This is a genomic window from Bifidobacterium sp. ESL0798, assembly GCF_029395415.1.
In the GTDB taxonomy this organism is placed as follows: Bacteria; Actinomycetota; Actinomycetes; order Actinomycetales; family Bifidobacteriaceae; genus Bifidobacterium.
Genome location: NZ_CP113914.1, coordinates 1,269,384 through 1,287,036, shown reverse-complemented (window position 1 = coordinate 1,287,036; position 17,653 = coordinate 1,269,384). Strand labels below are relative to the sequence as shown.

At 57.2% G+C, this 17,653-nt stretch carries 15 protein-coding genes; 9 read left to right on the top strand and 6 right to left on the bottom strand.

What is annotated here, in order from left to right; genetic code table 11:
• Positions 1-61: 61 nt before the first annotated feature.
• The 6 genes from OZX74_RS05475 to OZX74_RS05450 are packed head-to-tail and all read right to left on the bottom strand — an operon-like array spanning position 62 to position 5,603.
• Positions 62-1,120, bottom strand: a complete 1,059-nt coding sequence (locus OZX74_RS05475) for a vWA domain-containing protein (protein ID WP_277155977.1) — start codon at positions 1,118-1,120, stop codon at positions 62-64.
• Positions 1,117-2,175 (bottom strand): VWA domain-containing protein, encoded by a 1,059-nt coding sequence (locus OZX74_RS05470; RefSeq protein ID WP_277155976.1) that lies wholly within the window; start codon positions 2,173-2,175, stop codon positions 1,117-1,119. Before OZX74_RS05470 ends, OZX74_RS05475 begins: the two co-directional genes overlap by 4 nt.
• A complete protein-coding gene (locus OZX74_RS05465) occupies positions 2,172-2,789 on the bottom strand; it encodes a hypothetical protein (RefSeq protein ID WP_277155975.1) in 618 nt (205 codons plus the stop codon). The genes OZX74_RS05470 and OZX74_RS05465 overlap by 4 nt, the downstream gene beginning before the upstream one ends.
• Positions 2,786-3,751: a DUF58 domain-containing protein gene (locus tag OZX74_RS05460; protein WP_277155974.1), complete on the bottom strand. Its 966-nt coding sequence runs from the start codon at positions 3,749-3,751 to the stop codon at positions 2,786-2,788. Before OZX74_RS05460 ends, OZX74_RS05465 begins: the two co-directional genes overlap by 4 nt.
• Positions 3,748-4,827, bottom strand: coding sequence for a MoxR family ATPase (locus OZX74_RS05455; protein ID WP_277155973.1), 1,080 nt, complete (start codon positions 4,825-4,827; stop codon positions 3,748-3,750). Before OZX74_RS05455 ends, OZX74_RS05460 begins: the two co-directional genes overlap by 4 nt.
• Positions 4,828-4,853: 26 nt before the next feature.
• Positions 4,854-5,603 carry a uracil-DNA glycosylase gene (locus tag OZX74_RS05450; protein ID WP_277155972.1) on the bottom strand — a complete coding sequence of 250 codons (750 nt, stop codon included), beginning with the start codon at positions 5,601-5,603 and terminating at the stop codon, positions 4,854-4,856.
• Between the two features lie 131 nt (positions 5,604-5,734).
• On the opposite strand from OZX74_RS05450, the gene OZX74_RS05445 reads away from it, so the two are divergent.
• From OZX74_RS05445 to OZX74_RS05405, 9 genes are all read left to right on the top strand, one after another.
• The gene (locus OZX74_RS05445; RefSeq protein ID WP_277155971.1) at positions 5,735-6,370 is read left to right on the top strand and encodes a LytR C-terminal domain-containing protein; all 636 of its coding nucleotides are present in this window, start codon (positions 5,735-5,737) and stop codon (positions 6,368-6,370) included.
• Positions 6,371-6,579: 209 nt separating this feature from the next.
• Positions 6,580-6,783, top strand: a complete 204-nt coding sequence (locus OZX74_RS05440) for a cold-shock protein (RefSeq protein ID WP_277146987.1) — start codon at positions 6,580-6,582, stop codon at positions 6,781-6,783.
• 234 nt (positions 6,784-7,017) lie between these two features.
• Complete coding sequence (gene groL / locus OZX74_RS05435) at positions 7,018-8,646, top strand: chaperonin GroEL (protein WP_277155970.1); 1,629 nt, start codon at positions 7,018-7,020, stop codon at positions 8,644-8,646.
• Positions 8,647-8,817: 171 nt separating this feature from the next.
• The gene (locus OZX74_RS05430; protein ID WP_277155969.1) at positions 8,818-9,651 is read left to right on the top strand and encodes a hypothetical protein; all 834 of its coding nucleotides are present in this window, start codon (positions 8,818-8,820) and stop codon (positions 9,649-9,651) included.
• A 140-nt stretch (positions 9,652-9,791) separates the two neighbouring features.
• On the top strand, positions 9,792-10,532 hold the full coding sequence (locus tag OZX74_RS05425; protein WP_277155968.1) for a response regulator transcription factor: 741 nt from the start codon (positions 9,792-9,794) through the stop codon (positions 10,530-10,532).
• A 203-nt stretch (positions 10,533-10,735) separates the two neighbouring features.
• Positions 10,736-12,595, top strand: coding sequence for a HAMP domain-containing sensor histidine kinase (locus OZX74_RS05420; protein ID WP_277157428.1), 1,860 nt, complete (start codon positions 10,736-10,738; stop codon positions 12,593-12,595).
• 104 nt (positions 12,596-12,699) lie between these two features.
• Positions 12,700-13,089, top strand: coding sequence for a cold shock domain-containing protein (locus OZX74_RS05415; protein ID WP_277155967.1), 390 nt, complete (start codon positions 12,700-12,702; stop codon positions 13,087-13,089).
• 34 nt (positions 13,090-13,123) lie between these two features.
• Positions 13,124-14,527 carry a DUF3027 domain-containing protein gene (locus tag OZX74_RS05410; RefSeq protein ID WP_277155966.1) on the top strand — a complete coding sequence of 468 codons (1,404 nt, stop codon included), beginning with the start codon at positions 13,124-13,126 and terminating at the stop codon, positions 14,525-14,527.
• Between the two features lie 158 nt (positions 14,528-14,685).
• The gene (locus OZX74_RS05405) at positions 14,686-17,409 is read left to right on the top strand and encodes an ATP-dependent Clp protease ATP-binding subunit (RefSeq protein ID WP_277155965.1); all 2,724 of its coding nucleotides are present in this window, start codon (positions 14,686-14,688) and stop codon (positions 17,407-17,409) included.
• Positions 17,410-17,653: the final 244 nt, after the last annotated feature.

Below are 17,653 nucleotides of genomic sequence, written 5' to 3'. Positions count from 1 at the left end.
GTCGGTTTTGGATTGTGTGGCCGGGGGAAGGGGAGCTGCGCTGGTCTTGTTCTTGTTTTTTTCACAGCAGCCTCCTTGAAGTCGCCAGCCAACTGGCCATTTCCATGGTCAGCAATGCGGCCAAGGTTATCGAGAAAGGCCAGACAAGAGGCATGACTCGTTCACGGCGTTTCGGAGTGTCCACGGTCCTGAAGTGTTTGGAAATCGAGGCTACGGAGGATTTGTCCAGCTTGTGCGTGCCGTCGAGCACAATGCATTTTCCGCCCATTTCGTCGGCGATTTCGGTCAGGTTTTTCTTATCCATTTTCGATATTCCGGGCTGGCCTGTGGCGGGATCGTTCACCCAGCCTTCCTCGCCGGTATCGCTTTGATCGTTTTCGGAGTCGGTCGGTCCTGCTTTGATTTCCGGAATCTGGCCGCCTTGCTCGCTGCCGACGGCAAGGGTGAAAGCGTCGTCAAGATACTGACGAAGCGAAGAGAAGGTGCGGCGCGGTTTTGTGGAAGTCTGCTCGCCGTCGGATATATAGTACAGCACGATTTTGTCGTGCGGGTGGGCCGTGTGAATTTGTTTAAGCGTCACGAGCAACGGGTCGATGGGGGCGTCCAGATTCGACCCGGCAGACACCGCGGTCGGTTCCGTGCGAAGCCCAGAGGCCCAATTGCGAATGGCACCGACATCCGGGGTGAGCGGTACGTCCAAGGTGGCGCTGGCCCCAAAGTGCAAGGCCGCAAAGCTCGAATTGTCGTAGATGCCGGTCAAATCGTCGATGGCTTTCTTGGCGACGTCCAGCCGCGTCAACGTTGTGGCCGAACCGTATTGGGCATCCTTGACGGCCATCGAACCGGTCACATCGGTTGCGATGACCACGTCGGTGGTGTTCACCGCCCTGCTTGTCGTGCTGGCGACGGTCGAGGGGGTCAATGCCAGGAGCGCGATGATGATGCAGATGGCACAGCGGCGCACGCATGACCACAGCGTTTCGTCGCTTTGGTCTTTTCGACGTCGATGAACGATGACTACGGCAATGGAAAAACCGAGCATGACAAGAGCGATGGCGATGCCGGCAGGCCATCCGAGTGAGGGATTGAAACGCAAGGTCATCAGGTGTTCGAGGTTCATCGTTTGAGTCTCCAAGCCAGGCTTATCCATACCGCCGCCAGCAGCGCCAATGCCAGTGTCCACCAACCCGGGGCATCGACGAGGGCCGCCTTGCGGATTCTTCGTTCGTCTCGGTTCTTTCGTTTTTCGATAGTCTGGACGAGGTTTTCTATCGACTTGCCGGAATGCACGGAGAAATACGAACCGCCGTGCGAGGTGATGTCGCGTTGCATTTCCGTGGTCGTCCTGTCGTTTTCGCTGCTCGCCGGCCCGGCATACAGGCCGTCGACAACGATTCCTGCCTTGTGCGTCAGGTCCAGGGCCGAACCCAACGTATAGTTCGATTTGCCGGAAAAATTATCGGTGGCGAGCACGATTGAAGCCTTGCCCGTCTCGTCTTTGGACCGATTGTCCGATCCGAAAGTGAAACCGGGCAGCATGGCCGCGCAGCTGACGAGGCCATCGCCTATCAGGCTGGTCTTGTCCTTGCGGTTCTGGGTGCCTTCGATAAGGTCGGAGAACTTCTGCAGGGTACGGGGATCGGTTTTGTCGATTTTGTCCTGGGAGGAGATGCTTGCCAGGATGTCGCTCGCGTTTTTGAGTTGCCCTGAAACCAGCTGATAGTCGTCGGTCAACGGGAAAAGGGTTCGGGAAGTCGAATTGAAGAGGCTCAGGCCGATGCGTTCGCCCTTGAAATTCGATACCAGTCGTTGATAGGATGCGAGGACTTCATGATCGTATGACAACATGGAGGGGGAGACGTCAAGGCACAAAACGATATCGCGGTTGCTCGCTCTTTCGTCGGCCTCATCGACCGTGGAAGGCCTGGAAATCGTGGCCGAGGAGACCAGAAGGGCCATCGCCAAAACGACCACCGCCACACGGCTCAGCACCCGCCACTGCCGGAACAGTTCATCCACATGTTCGGTATTGAGGTCATCGTCAAGGTCGAAAACCGGGATTTGGGGTGACTTGCTCGGCCGGCGCATGCACACCAGCTGCCATGCGGCGATGAGGACGATTGCGGCTACGAGCCCGATTGCGCCGGCCCACGGCCAATGCCATTCGAGGTTCATTTCCGCCACCTCTCGATTAGATTGGAAACCCATTCGGCAGCCTGTTCCACGCTGATGTCACGCGCCTGCTCATGATGCTCGATATCTGCGAATTCCGGAGGATAAAGCGCGCTGATGGTTTGGCGCAGCAGTTTCATCCCCGGATCGGCCGACTCGGGGAAGGGAAGATGATTGATGTCTGCAAGTGTGTAGGAGCTCATGTCTTTATTGGTTTTGACACCGGCAAAGTCGCGTGCCACTTGAGCCAGGTCCCGCAGTGCTTCGTCCCGTGACAAATCACCCTTTGCATGTCCTTCTACGATATCGTTGATTCGTTGGCGCCATGCCATTTTGTCGTTTTGGATGCTATGGGCGCCATGGACTTTGGCCGGAGCCTCTTTCCTGGGCTTCGAAAGCACTAATATCGCTATGACAAGGATGACCGCCGCCGCAAGAAAACATATGAAGGCGACGATGAGTCCGGTCGGCATCGTAATCAGACCTTCGGGCTTGTATTCAGCCATGTCGACGGTATTCATCTGCAGGTTTTGAAACCCGTTGAAACGCGCTATTGGTGGGTTTGCCGCTGCCAGTGCGCCATGAGGAAGGATCAGCGGTTGCATCATCGAAATCATGCCGTTTCTCCCGCAACGATGGAGGATGCGTCGAATGAGGCATACGAAGTCTGTTTCAATGTCACGCTCACCAGATGAATGAATTGGGAAAACATGTCCTCGCTCGATGTGGCGCGTATCAGTGTGGCGTTGCTGGCTTTGAGCTGCTCGCGCAACTGGGCGGTCAGATACCGTCGATGTGTGTCCACGGAATCCGCCGGTTGCCCGCCTATCATGAATGCGGGAATGCGTCGTCCTGACAGGCCGTCCGTGACTTGGCCGAACGGGACTTTTCTGAAGGGATTGAGCGTCGTCACGTCAATGAGCATGAGCGGATGCATCGCGGCGATGAGTCGTAGGGAATGCAAGTGATCGCCGCTGAGCGCGTGGTCATCGGTGGCGATGACCACCAGCGAACCTTTGTCGTTCAAGGTACGGGCGTAGGAAAGCAGGGCTTCGAAATTGCGTGGGGAACGAGTCTGCCCGCCACCCATCGCTTTATCGATGGCCTGTTCGAATTGGGCCAGTCCTCCCTTAAATGGTTTGCGTATGATGTTCAAGCTGTCCGCGAACACCAGTGAGATCCGGTCGTGGCGCCGGGCGCTCAGGGCGGCGAACATGCACATGGCGTTGCCCGCCACTTCCGTCGCGGTCTCTCCCGAGGCCGTGCGACCCTGCATCTCCAGACCGTTGTCAAGAAGCAGATGCACGCGCGAGGTCACCAGGCGCTCGCGGTCGATGACCATGGGATGGCCTTGTTTGGCGCTGGCCTTCCAATCGATGAGCCTCGCCTCGTCTTCGAGGGTGTAGTCCCTGGTCGACATCGGATCATTGTTCCCGCCAAGCCGTGATGAGGAGTGTTCGCCTTCGAGCATTCCCAAGGCAAGACGTACCGTAGGCAGGGTAAGCGTCGAGGACAGCGTTTCGATCTGCCGGCGTACCTTTCTTGACGCAGGTGAGATGTGACGTAGGTCGTGGCTCATGGAACGGGCACCGTTTCGACGATGGAATCGATGATCTGGTCGGGGCTTGTGCCTTCGGCCTGGGCCTCAAAAGTCAGAAGGATTCGGTGCCGCATGATTTCGTGGACGAATTTCTTGACGTCTTCGGGAATCACGTAGTCGCGCCCGTTCAGCAAAGCCTGTGCCTGCCCGACGCGAACCAGCGAAATTGAGGCTCGAGGGCTCGCTCCCAGGCGTACTTTGGTTGCAAGGTTCTTTATCGGATGGCTGCCGGCACCGCGAGAAGTGGCCACCAGATCGACTGCATAATTCATGATCGCCTCTGAAACGTGGACACGACGGGCGGCGGAACGGAGAAAATCGACGTCGGCGATGCTCAGGGCGTTCTGTGCCGGGGCTGTGGGATCCACCACATCCGTTCCGCGGCTGGTAAGCATCGAGAGCATGCGTGTTTCGTCCGCGGCGCTTGGATAGGTCATGACGGCTTTCATCATGAATCGGTCCATTTGCGCCTCAGGAAGGGTGAAGGTGCCTTCTTCCTCGATCGGGTTCTCCGTGGCGATCACCATGAACGGCTTGGGCAGCGCGATGCGCTTGCCGCCGATGGTTGTGGCGCCTTCGGCCATCGCTTCGAGCATGGCCGACTGTGTTTTGGCGTTGGAACGGTTGATCTCGTCAAGCAATACGAAATTGGCGTGTATCGGACCGATTTGCGTGGAGAACCGCTGTCTGGAGAAGTCGAAGATCTGTGTGCCCACAAGATCCGATGGCATCAGGTCGGGGGTGCACTGCACACGACGGAAAGAACCGGAAACCGATGTCGCCAAGGTCTGGGCAGCGGTGGTTTTGGCCAAGCCGGGAACGGATTCGATGAGGATATGGCCGCCGGCGATCATTGTCGTGATCAGGGCTTCACGAAGATTGACCTGCCCGATCAGCGTTTGCGCGAAACGCATGCGAATGCGATCGGCCAGCTGTTTGGCGCGGGTGCCTTCGCTTGCTGTCGTGCCGGAAGCGGCTGGTGCCGGAATCGATGTGGCCGGCAGCTGTTGTTCGGTAGATTGCGATGAATGCGGATGTGGGGAAAAAATTGCCATAACGCTTCAATTCTCAATTCGGATGTTTATTGCTCTGTGTGAGGCATTGTAGCCGAGGGTAAAGCCGAGTGGGAGGTAAGGTCCCAGTCGATTGGTGTGGCCCCCATCTGTCGCAACGCCTCGTTGGTACGTGAAAACGGACGTGAACCGAAGAAGCCCCGTGAAGCCGAGAGCGGGCTTGGATGCGGGGATTTGATGATGAAGGCATTGGTCAGCAGCGGCTCAAGGCTTTGCGCGTTGCGGCCCCAGAGAACGGCGACCAGTGGTTTCGGATTGCCTTGCCCGTCCTTGCGGGCGTTCAATGCGGTGATGGCGGCGTCCGTGATGGTCTCCCACCCCTTCCCCTTGTGGCTGTTCGGACGGCCTACGCCTACGGTCAGGCATCGGTTCAGCAGCATCACCCCTTGGCTGCACCACGGCGTGAGATCCCCGTTCTGCGCAATAGGCAGGCCGAGGTCATCGTGCATCTCCTTGTAGATGTTTTGCAGGCTTTTGGGCACGGGGCGTACATCGGGAGCCACGCAGAAGCTCAATCCGACCGGATGGCCTGGGGTGGGGTAGGGGTCTTGCCCGACGATCAGGACCTTGATGGAGTCGAACGGTATGGTGAAGGCACGTAGGATGTTGCGGCTCGCAGGCAGGTAACGGCGTCCGGCCCTGTGCTCGGCACGCAGAAAATCTCCCATACGATGAATATCGGGTTCCACGTCCGCCAAGGCTTGAGCCCAGCCGGCCTCGACGAGCTGTGAAAGTGGTTTGATATGGGTTTCGCTCATGACACTTACTCTAGGTGCGGGGCAGTATGTTTATTTTTCTTGAGGTTTCATCACAAAAAATAAGATTTGACGGTGGAGGACGCTATAGTTGAAAACGATTATGCGTAGTGGAACACATTGGAGGAGAACTTATGGCGCGTGGTGACCGCAGTAACTATGAGTCTTATCAGAAGGACGCGTTCGACAACCCCCCGAAGGGGCCCATAGGTGTTCATCGCGGCAATACTTCATTGCTTTCTCGCGCGATCCCTTATTTCATCGTGGTTGTAGTGGCTGTTCTGGCCGGACTATTGGTCTGGGGCTTCTATTCCGGTGAGCTGCAAAAGGCCTTTACCGGTCATAGCCAGAGCCAATCGCAGACTGTGACCACCCCTAAAGCTACGAAGAAGACCGAAAAGAAGAAGGCCGCCAAGGACGACACGGACACGAAGTCCGATACCAAGTCCGACGCCGACGCTTCCACTAACCAGCAGCAAGCGGCCCCTCAGCCCACTCAGCAGGTGAACAAGCAGACCGCGGTCCAGGTCATCAACGCCACCCATACCAACGGCTATGCGGCGAAGAAGAAGGCGGTGCTCGTTCAGGCCGGCTACTCAAGCGTGACTGCGGGCAACGCCACCGGCAATCTTCCCTCGTCCACGGTTGTCTGGTATCAGAACGACAACGACAAGGCGACGGCACAGGACGTTGCGAATACGTTGGGCATTCAGGCTGTCGAACAGCAAAGCGGCATTGCACAGGCCATTGTCGTGATGCTCCTTAATTGATCTTGCTCTTGCAGCCTTTCACTTAAGGAGAGGCTGCATTTCAGCTTGTTATCTGACTTTTCTGTGTTGATTGCCTCTTTTTACGGCGTGTTCCGTACTTTTGACTGGGGTTCTGTCTATAGTAAGGACTGTTACGTGATGTAGTATCCGGAATCAGCCGGGTACCTCATATTGTTTTCGCGTGACACTCGGATGAGAGAATGGTTATTATGGCACAAGGTACCGTGAAGTTCTTCAATGCTGGCAAGGGTTACGGATTCATCAGCCCCGATGATGGGAGCGAGGATGTATTCGTTCACTATTCCGCTATTCAAAGCGAGGGCTTCAAGAAGCTCGATGACGGCGATAAAGTGGAATATGAATTTGAGCAGGGCCCGAAGGGTCTGCAGGCGACGACTGTCACCAAGATTTGATCGCTAACCAGCAGATATTTTTTACGTAGGATTCGGTTCGAAAGAATCGGATCCTACTTTTTTCATGCCAACAGCGCAATTCCATCAATTTTGGCACTCGACGGGTGGGAGTGCTAATCTTGAAATTAGCACTCGGGGCTCGAGAGTGATAATCGGCAGCTGACGGTTGGTTATCTGGCTTTAGGGATTTCGGGTGAGTCAATATAAGATGTGTAGCCACTTGTGGAGGAAACAATGGCAAAGATGATTGCATACGACGAGGAAGCTCGTCAAGGAATGCTTGCGGGTCTCGATGAACTCGCGAATACCGTCAAGGTCACCCTGGGACCGAAGGGCCGTAACGTGGTGCTTGACAAGAGCTATGGTGCTCCGACCATCACCAACGATGGCGTTTCGATCGCCAAGGAAATCGACCTTGAGGATCCTTACGCACGTATCGGTGCCGAGCTGGTCAAGGAAGTCGCCAAGAAGACCGATGACGTCGCAGGCGACGGCACCACTACCGCGACCGTGCTTGCGCAGTCTCTCGTGCACGAGGGTCTGAAGAACGTGGTCGCCGGATCGAACCCGGTGGCTCTGCGCCGTGGTATCGAAAAGGCTTCGGACGCCGTGGTGAAGGAACTCGTTTCCGTGGCCAAGGACGTGGAGACTAAGGATCAGATTGCCGCTACCGCTACGATTTCTGCCGGAGACCCCGAAATCGGCGAGAAGATCGCCGAGGCGCTCGACAAGGTCGGCCAGGATGGTGTTGTCACCGTCGAAGACAACAACCGCTTCGGCCTTGATCTCGACTTCACCGAGGGCATGCGTTTCGATAAGGGCTATATCTCCCCGTACTTCGTCACCAATAATGACGAGCAGACCGCTGTGCTCGACGATCCGTACATCCTCTTGACCAGCGGCAAGCTCTCCAGCCAGGAGGATGTCGTCCATATCGCCGAGCTCGTGATGAAGAGCGGCAAGCCGCTGCTGATCATCGCCGAGGATGTCGACGGCGAGGCGCTGCCGACCCTGATCCTCAACAAGATCCGCGGCACCTTCAATTCCTGCGCTGTCAAGGCTCCTGGCTTTGGCGACCGTCGCAAGGCCATGCTGCAGGATATCGCCATTCTGACCGGTGCCCAGGTTGTCTCCGACGATTTGGGTCTCAAGCTCAACTCCATCGACATGTCCGTGTTGGGCCAGGCCAAGAAGGTCATCGTTTCCAAGGACGAGACCACCATCGTTTCCGGTGCCGGTTCCAAGGACGACGTCGAGGCTCGCGTCTCTCAGATTCGTGCCGAGATCGACAACACCGATTCCGATTACGATCGTGAGAAGCTGCAGGAGCGTCTGGCGAAGCTCGCCGGTGGCGTGGCCGTCATCAAGGTCGGCGCTGCCACCGAGGTCGAGGCCAAGGAACGCAAGCACCGCATCGAGGATGCCGTTCGCAACGCCAAGGCCGCCATTGAAGAGGGTCTGCTGCCCGGCGGTGGCGTCGCGCTCGTCCAGGCTGCCAAGAAGGCCGAGGACTCCGCTGATGTCAAGGCTTTGACCGACGAAGAGGCCACCGGTGCCGCCATCGTCTTCCGCGCCATCGAAGCCCCGATCAAGCAGATCGCCGAGAACTCCGGTGTCTCCGGTGATGTCGTCTTGAACAAGGTGCGTGAACTGCCCGAAGGCCAGGGCTTCAACGCCGCGACCAACACGTATGAGGATCTTCTCGAGGCCGGCGTGGCCGACCCGCTGAAGGTCACCCGTTCCGCCCTTCAGAACGCCGCTTCCATCGCCGGCCTGTTCCTGACCACTGAAGCCGTGGTGGCCAACAAGCCGGAACCGAAGTCGGCTCCTGCCGCAGGTCAGGGCGCCGACATGGGCTACTGATCCGAGGCTGATTCTCGAAGCATAAAGTTATAGAGAATCGCTGGGGTTTCGAAAGCGCCGGTATCTTTTTCAAGGTACCGGCGCTTTCGCGTTGAGCGGTGCTGCCTGCGCGCCTTTGGATCCGTGGCGGGCTCGGGCCGGTTGGTGAACCTATTCGCTACAGTGGTTGATATGCCAGCCAGTATTTTGCTTCTTTCCGATGCCGCCGAGCGCTCGATGAGCTGCTCTTTAGACGCTAACAAGCCCGAATCTCCATTGTGCGGCGACGTCTGGCGCCTTTGGAAATCGATTGTTGTTGTCATCGTCTCCCTACTGGGCGTCTCACTGTTTCTTGGGTTCGCGCAACCGGCCCAGGCGGCAAGCCCCTCAATGGGGGAGATCAGCGCTGATGTGACCGATCCGCAAAACCTTCTGGGCGGCAATGTCTCCAAAGTCAACGATGAAATCGCGTCCACCAAACAGGAAACCGGCGTGAACGTGAGGCTTTTGTATCTGGCCAATTTCACCGGAACCAAAGACCCTGATAAATGGGCGGGGGCAAGCCTGCAATCGACCAACCCCCCGGCCAATACCGTTCTTCTCGCCGTTGCATCCAACGACGGCAGACTGGTGGTCGCCGTCTCGCACAATTCCGATGACTGGCTCAAAGACAAGGGCCATGTCTCCCGGCTTTCCCAGGCCGCGCTGGAACCCATACAAAAAGGTGACGTTCCCGATTGGTCCGGCTCCGCATGCGCCATGATGGACGAAATCAAGGTGCTGCACCAGCAGGAAATCTCGAGAAAGCCGAAGATCATCATCGCGGTTTCAGTCGTGGTGGTGCTGGCGGCCATTGTCATAGGCGTGGTCGTTGTGCTGCGTCGACGTAAGGAAACGAAAAAGAAGGTCGCGAAATCCGTCGAAGGCGAGGCCAAAGTGGTCGATGAAAACGGCGCAACGGGGGAAACGGATGTCGAGGATGAGAAACCCAAGGCCAAAGGACCACGGCACAGCAAGAGGCGATAAACGATTTTCTGTCGTGTGATGCCACTGTCTTTTGATTTCCGAGATGATGTTTGCTGAGATATTGAGCTGAGTGATGAATAAGGCGCTTTGTGCAGGAAGCATTCAGGAAATATGCAGACAAGAGAGTAATCCTTATGGTTATGAGCAAACAAATAGAAGCGTCTATCGTGGTGGTGGATGACGAACCATCAATTCGGGATTTGCTGGTTGCATCCCTGCATTTTTCCGGATTCGAGGTGACGACGGCCGCGTCAGGGACCGAAGCCATCGAAGTGATCGAGAAGGTACAGCCCGATCTGATCGTCCTCGACGTGATGCTGCCTGACATCGACGGCTTCACGGTGACACGCCGCATCCGGCAAGAGGGCATCGACGCGCCGGTTCTTTTCCTTACGGCGCGCGACGATACCCAAGACAAGGTCATGGGCCTTACGGTCGGCGGAGACGACTACGTCACCAAGCCGTTCAGTCTGGAGGAAGTGGTCGCGCGTATCCGTGCCATTCTGCGCCGCACCCACGAACAGACGGAGGACGATCCCATCCTGCGTGTCGGCGATTTGGAAATCAACGAGGACTCCCATGACGTAACGCGGGCCGGACAGGCCATCGATCTGAGTCCCACCGAATACAAGCTGCTTCGCTATCTGATGGACAACGCCGGCCGGGTGCTTTCCAAGGCGCAGATTCTCGATCATGTATGGCAATATGATTGGGGCGGGGACGCGGCGATCGTCGAATCCTATATTTCCTATCTGCGCAAGAAAGTCGACGGCGTTGCCGTCACCGATCCGGACGGCACCAAGCACAAAGTGGTTCCGCTCATCGAGACCAAGCGTGGCATCGGCTATATGATCCGTGAACCGAAGGACCAGCAAGGCTGATGATGAATGCACAGGCATCGGCCGGGTCGCAGGCATTCGGCAAGCCGGAGGAGGGGACGGGAACTGAGGCGGATGACTTTGCGGGGAAGGATTCCGTGACCAAGGACGGTGCCGCACAGCCGGACGACGCCCAGAGCAATCCCGGCAAAGCCGCCAAACCGGCCAAAGGCAGCAAGCCGAGCAGGTTTCCGGCTTTGACACGGATGCGCAAACGCTTACTTTCCCGCCTGGATTCGGTACCGCTTTCCACCAAGCTGGTCGCCTGTACGCTCGTTTTGCTGATGGTCGGCACGTTCGGCATTTCGCTGACCATCCGTCAGTTGGTCAGCAGTTATCTGGTGCAGAAGACCGATACCCAGCTGCGTGATCAGGCCCAGTTGGTCTACAGCAATGTCGATTTGCTCAGTCGCAAAGACGAGAATGAGAATGTCGGACCCAACGAATATTTCATGCAATGGCGCGACAGTAAAAGCAACATCATCATCAGAACGCCTTTGGTTCCTGTATTACGTAATAGTATCGTTTCAGAACCGGAATTGCCCGCCAACGGTTCCATGGGCGACGTCCAGTACGATAAACCTTTCACCGCCGCCGCCAAGGTCCGTGAATTGGATTCGTCGGTCAAAACAGACAAACGCACCATGCAGGTGGCTCAGGCCCCATGGCGCGTGCTCGCCCTGGAAGGCCGGGAACGTGGCCCGGACGGCACCAGCACGGTGAAGATGACGGTATATATCGGCATATCGATGGCTGACCAGATCGATATCATCAGCACGTTGACCCAGTATTCGATTTTTGTCAGTATCATCATCGTTCTGCTTGGCGCCGTAGTGGCCACATTGATTATTCAGCGTACGCTGCTTCCGCTGAAACGCATCGAGAAGACCGCTGCCAAAATCGCCGCGGGCGACCTGACGCAACGTGTTCCGCCAGCGCCGGAAAACACTGAGGTCGGTTCCCTCGCAGCGTCGCTCAACGCCATGCTGGCACGCATCGAATCAAGCTTCCGCGAACAACAGGAAACCACGGACAAGATGAAGCAGTTCGTCTCAGACGCAAGCCATGAGCTGCGCACCCCCCTGGCAACCATCCATGGCTATTCCGAGCTCTATCACATGCAGCGTGATCTGCCAGGCGCCCTCGAACGCGCAGACGAGTCCATAGACCATATCGAGGCTTCAAGCCAGCGGATGACCGTGCTCGTCGAGGATCTTCTTTCGCTGGCCCGTCTCGACGAGGGTCGTGGCATCGACATGACCCAGCAGGTCGACCTGAGCCAGCAGTTGAAGGACGCAGTCGACGATCTGCATGCGCTGGACAACAATCGGCTGATCAGAAGAGGAAGCCTTGAACTCAATGCCAAGGACGGCAACAAACCTTCGCATCTGGTGTTCCGTGAAGGCGAATTCCCTGTAGTAAGGCTGACCGGAGACGCCTCGAGGTTGCGCCAGGTCATCACCAACATCGTCGGCAACATCCACCGATACACGCCATCGGATTCGCCGGTCGAGGTCGGGCTGGCCATCCTTCCCGCGTCCATCAGCCCGGAATCGTTGCAACGCATGCCTCCGAACCCCCAGTCGTTGCGATACTTCCTCGAGGCCGTGGAAGTCGGGCAATCCATGCAGATGGGCATGAACTATGCGGTGTTCAGCTTCATGGACCATGGTCCAGGCGTTCCCGCGGACCGCCAATCCCAGATTTTCGAACGGTTCTATACCGCCGACCCCTCGCGCGCACGTCAAAAGGGTGGTACAGGGCTTGGCATGTCCATCGCCCAATCGGTGGTGCGGGCCCATCACGGGTTCATCGATGCGACCACCACGGCCAATGGCGGTGGTCTGACCTTGACCGTCATTCTTCCTCTCGGCCCGATCGAACCGCATGTATCCGCTGCCTCTGCAAATTCTCAGGACGGCAAAGGCGACAAATCCGGCAAGCAGACGAAGCAAGGTCGTCAGGTCAAGCAGAACAAGCAGGGAAACCATTCAAGCAGATGGTCACGTCGCGATAAGAACAAATCGAATCAAAACAAATCACAGCAAAACGAGGCAAGCCGATAGTTCCGCGGTTTGCGTAGCCGTTACGCTAGACTGGTGGTAGACCCAAGAAACGGAACGTGGAAACGCTCTTCCGTCAAGAATTTAGAGGATGAACGAGGTGTGTTATGCCCAGCGGGAAAGTACGTTGGTTTGATGCTAAGAGAGGTTACGGCTTTATCACTGCCGAGAACGGCAACGATGTGTTCTTGCCGGCGGCGGCACTGCCTGCGGGCGCTTCGACGCTGCGCAAGGGGGCCAAGGTCGAGTTTTCGCTGGTCGACGGTCGTAAAGGTCCTCAAGCCATGGATCTTCACGTTTTGGGGCCTACGCCCTCCGTGGTGCGTGCCACCAGGCCGAAGCCTGATGATATGGCCGCCATCGTCGAGGACCTGATCAAACTGCTCGACCAGGCCGGCAATTCACTGCGGCGCCATCGTTACCCGAATCCCGGTGAAAGCCGTAAATTGGCTACGTTGCTGCGCGCCGTCGCCGATGATTTCGATGTCGAGGATTGAGAAGAAAACGGAAAGCGAAATGACGGAAGACAGTATGGCGGAAACGACGGCGGATACGGGCGAGCGAGTTGATGAAGAGGCCAAGCTCGACCCGCGTTCTTTGGCTAAATCGGTGGTGCTTGCAGTTGCCGATGAACCCGACGAGGTAGGGGAGTTTGCCCAGAGCATCGATTTGGGCGACCATGTCACTGATTTTCGTTTTGTGTGTCTGCGCAAGGGCTATGAGGGCTGGCAATGGGCGGTGACGCTCTATCATGATGTCGAGCTCGATTCTTGGAGCGTCAACGAATCAACGTTGGTTCCCACTGGTGATTCTCTGCTTGCGCCGGCCTGGGTTCCTTGGAAGGACAGGCTCGAGGCCGCCGATCTTTCGGTCACGGATTCATTGGGAACCGCCCCGGACGACCCGCGTATGGAAGACGGGTTCCGCAGGACCGAGGCTGTTGAAACCCGAGAAGTCAACGTCTCCGATAACGGTAAGAAAATCACAGAGACCGCTGTCGAAGCCAATGTTTCCGTCAGCGGTGATGAGCCTTCATCTGCGGCAGACAACAAGGACGGCAGTGACGAAGATACCGGCAATAATGACGAATCCGAAAACGTCGAAGGCCGGAGCGGCCAGGATGCTTCCGAAATCGATCCTGAAACGGGACTCAGCACCGAACTTGAGGACACTGTCGAAGCATTCGGGCTTTCTCGTAGGCATGTGATGAGCGAGCTGGGTCGTTCGCAGACCGCCAAGCGCTGGTATGAGGGCCAGCACGGGCCCAAATCGCTTTCCACCAAGACAGCCGAGGGCAATCTGTGCTCGACGTGCGCCTTCTTCATCGGTCTCAACGGTGATTTGAATACGATGTTCGGGGTGTGTGCCAATCGTTGGAGTCCCGATGACGGACGGGTGGTATCCCTCGACCACGGTTGCGGCGAGCATTCCGAAATCGCCCAGCCGGAACCATCGCATCTGTGGGTGCAGTCCAAGCCTGCCTTTGACGACCTGCATATCGATATCATCGCCCAGGCACCACGTGAGGAACGCGGTCAGGTCGAACTCATCGAATCGATTGATGAGGATAATGACGTTGTCGACGACGAATCTGACGAATCAGATGAAACCGATGATCAGAACGCGACCGAGAACGATATCGCTGAGCAAGCTGTTCCCGGCTCGTTGGATGATGATGACGACAGCGATGACGATGAGGATGAAGCCATCGGGAAGGGCACCGTAGGCAGTGCGATCACCGCCGATGTGGCTGTGGAATCCACCATCGATTTAAGCGATGACGATGATGAGGACGATTCGCAAGATGACGATTCCGACGATTCCAGCGAATCGGATAATGAAGAATCCGGCGAATCTGTTGGCGATACCTCCGGTGATGCCGCTTCTGAATCTGAAGAAGATGCAAACAACGAGAAAACAACTGGCAACGTTTGAAATTGCAGGATCATAAGCTTGTGTTGCTATCAATGAGTGAATTTTAGCCGTTTCCGTTGCATTTGTTGCGTTCTCAGCGCAATCGTCGCGCGGCACGAAATAAACGTCATCGTAAATCGGTAGAGTTAAATGGACTATCAAGAAGTGGAAGGACAAGTATGTTCGAACGGTTTACTGACCGTGCCAGACGTGTGATCGTACTGGCGCAGGAAGAAGCCAAGGCCCTCCAGCACAACTATATCGGTACCGAACATCTGCTGCTCGGCCTGATTCGTGAAGGCGAAGGAATCGCGGCCAAGGCGCTTGCTGCCAAGGGCGTCACCTTGGAAGATACCCGCAAGCAAGTGGAGGAAATGATTGGCAAGGGCAACGCCGCGCCGAATGGTCATATTCCGTTCACCCCGCACGCCAAGCAGGTTTTGGAACTGAGCCTGCGCGAAGCACTGCAGCTGGGGCATAGCTATATCGGCACCGAGCATATCCTGCTGGGTCTCATCCGCGAGGGTGAAGGCGTCGGCACGCAGGTGCTGATCAAGATGGATGTCGATCTGGGCGAGCTGCGCAGCTCCACCATCGACCTGATTCGCGGCAACTCGGGTGGTGCCGAAGGCGCAGGCAAGGGCGATCTTGCCAACGCAGGCGGCGTGGAGAACAAGGGCCGTCAGACCGGTTCCGCCATTCTCGACCAGTTCGGCCGCAACCTCACCGCGGAAGCCGCTGATGGCAAGCTGGACCCGGTCATCGGACGGGCCAAGGAAATCGAACGCGTCATGGTCGTGCTCTCGCGGCGCACCAAGAACAACCCGGTGTTGATCGGCGAACCCGGTGTCGGCAAGACCGCAGTTGTTGAAGGCCTGGCACAGAAGATTCATGCAGGCGATGTGCCGGAGACCCTGAAGGGCAAGCAAGTCTATTCGCTTGATCTGGCCTCCATGGTGGCAGGTTCGCGTTACCGCGGCGATTTCGAGGAACGCTTGAAGAAGGTCCTGAAGGAAATCAAGACCCGCGGCGACATCGTGCTCTTTATCGATGAGATTCATACCATCGTCGGCGCAGGGTCGGCGGACGGCGCTTTGGGCGCCTCCGACATCCTTAAGCCGATGCTGGCCCGTGGCGAGCTCCAGACCATCGGCGCCACCACCACCGACGAGTACCGCAAGTACATCGAGAAGGACGCGGCTCTTGAACGTCGCTTCCAGCCCATTCAGGTTGACGAACCGTCTATCGCGGACACCATCGAGATTCTGAAGGGCTTGCGCAGCCGCTACGAGAACCACCACAAGGTGACCATCACCGACGGTGCGCTTCAGGCCGCGGCCGAGCTTTCGTCTCGCTACATCCAGGATCGCAACCTGCCCGACAAGGCCATCGACCTGATCGACGAGGCGGGTGCGCGCTTGCGCATCAAGCGTCTCACCGCGCCGCCGGAGCTCAAGGAACTTGACGGCAAGATCGCCAAAATCTCCGACGAGAAGGACAAGGCCATCAAGGACCAGGACTTCGAGAAGGCTGCTCAACTGCGCGACCAGGAAGACAAGCTGCAGACCGAGCGCAAGGAGAAGGAAAAGACCTGGCGTGAGGGTGGCAGCGACGTCAAGATGGTCGTGGACGAAGAGGTAATCGCCGAGGTCGTCTCTTCGACCACCGGTATTCCTGTCTTCAAGCTCACGCAGGCTGAATCCAAGAAGCTTCTCGATATGGAGTCCGAGCTGCACAAGCGCATCATCGGCCAGGACGAGGCGGTTTCCGCACTATCCCGCTCGATTCGCCGTACTCGTGTCGGCTTGAAGGACCCGAAGCGTCCTACGGGCTCGTTTATCTTTGCCGGACCGACTGGCGTCGGCAAGACCGAGCTGGCCAAGGCGTTGGCGCAGTTCCTCTTTGACGACGAGGACGCGCTGATTCGCGTCGATATGTCCGAGTTCTCCGAAAAGTATGCCGCCTCGCGTCTCTTCGGCGCGCCTCCGGGGTACGTCGGCTACGAAGAGGGGGGCGAACTCACCGAGAAGGTGCGTCGCAAGCCGTTCTCCGTCGTGCTCTTCGACGAGATCGAGAAGGCTCACCCCGACATCTTCAACACGCTCTTGCAGGTGCTGGATGACGGTCACCTTACCGATGGACAGGGCCGTAAGGTGGACTTCAAGAACACCATCATCATCCTCACCACCAACCTCGGCACCAAGGACATCGCCAAGGCCGCCAACACCGGCTTCAGCTCCGGCAACGACACCGAGTCCAGCTATGAGCGCATGAAGGGTCAGGTCACCAGCGAGCTCAAGCAGCAGTTCCGTCCTGAGTTCCTCAATCGCCTGGACGATATCATCGTCTTCCGCCAGCTGACCGAGCCGCAGGTGCGCCAGATCGTCGATCTGGACCTGACCCAGCTCAACGACCGTCTCTTCGAGCGTCATATGTCGCTTGAGCTCACGGACGCGGCCAAGGATCTGCTCGCGCAGAAGGGCTTCGATCCGCTGCTCGGCGCCCGTCCGCTGCGTCGTGTCATCACTCGCGACATCGAGGACGCCGTCTCCGAAAAGATCCTGATGGGCGATCTCAAGAACGGAGAAAAGGTGGAGGTCGACGCTGAAGGCGAAGGCATCCTGGGCGAGTTCACCTTCAAGGGTGTGCCCTTCGAGGATTCGAACGCCAAGACGGCCGAGGCTGATGCCGAAGGCAAGCAGCCCGAGCTGGTAGGTGTTGGAGCTTCGACTGATACGGCTATTGCTGCATCCGCCGATTCCGGCGATTCGCCGGTTGCCCCGTCGTCAACACCAGCATCTGCCGCGTCCACGGATACGCAGTCGAGCACTTCGAGTGATTTCCCGGATGGCTCCGGCTCGGATACACAAGGCACAGATATCCCATCCGATCCGCACGAGTGATCGTATGTTAAATCAACGCTGATTAAAGCGTTTGCACTGTAAAGACCCAGCTTCTTCAAACAAGGAGCCGGGTCTTTACATATTCGGCTTCTTTCAATGGTTTGGCTCGAATGGGGACGGAAGCACGAAATATGGTTTTGAGGGAATTTCCTTTTGTAGCGTTTTGAGGATGGGTGAGTAGGGGGGCTGATAATCTGACAATCAAGAAGGAACAACAACACGAAGTGGTGTGTCCAAAGAGGGG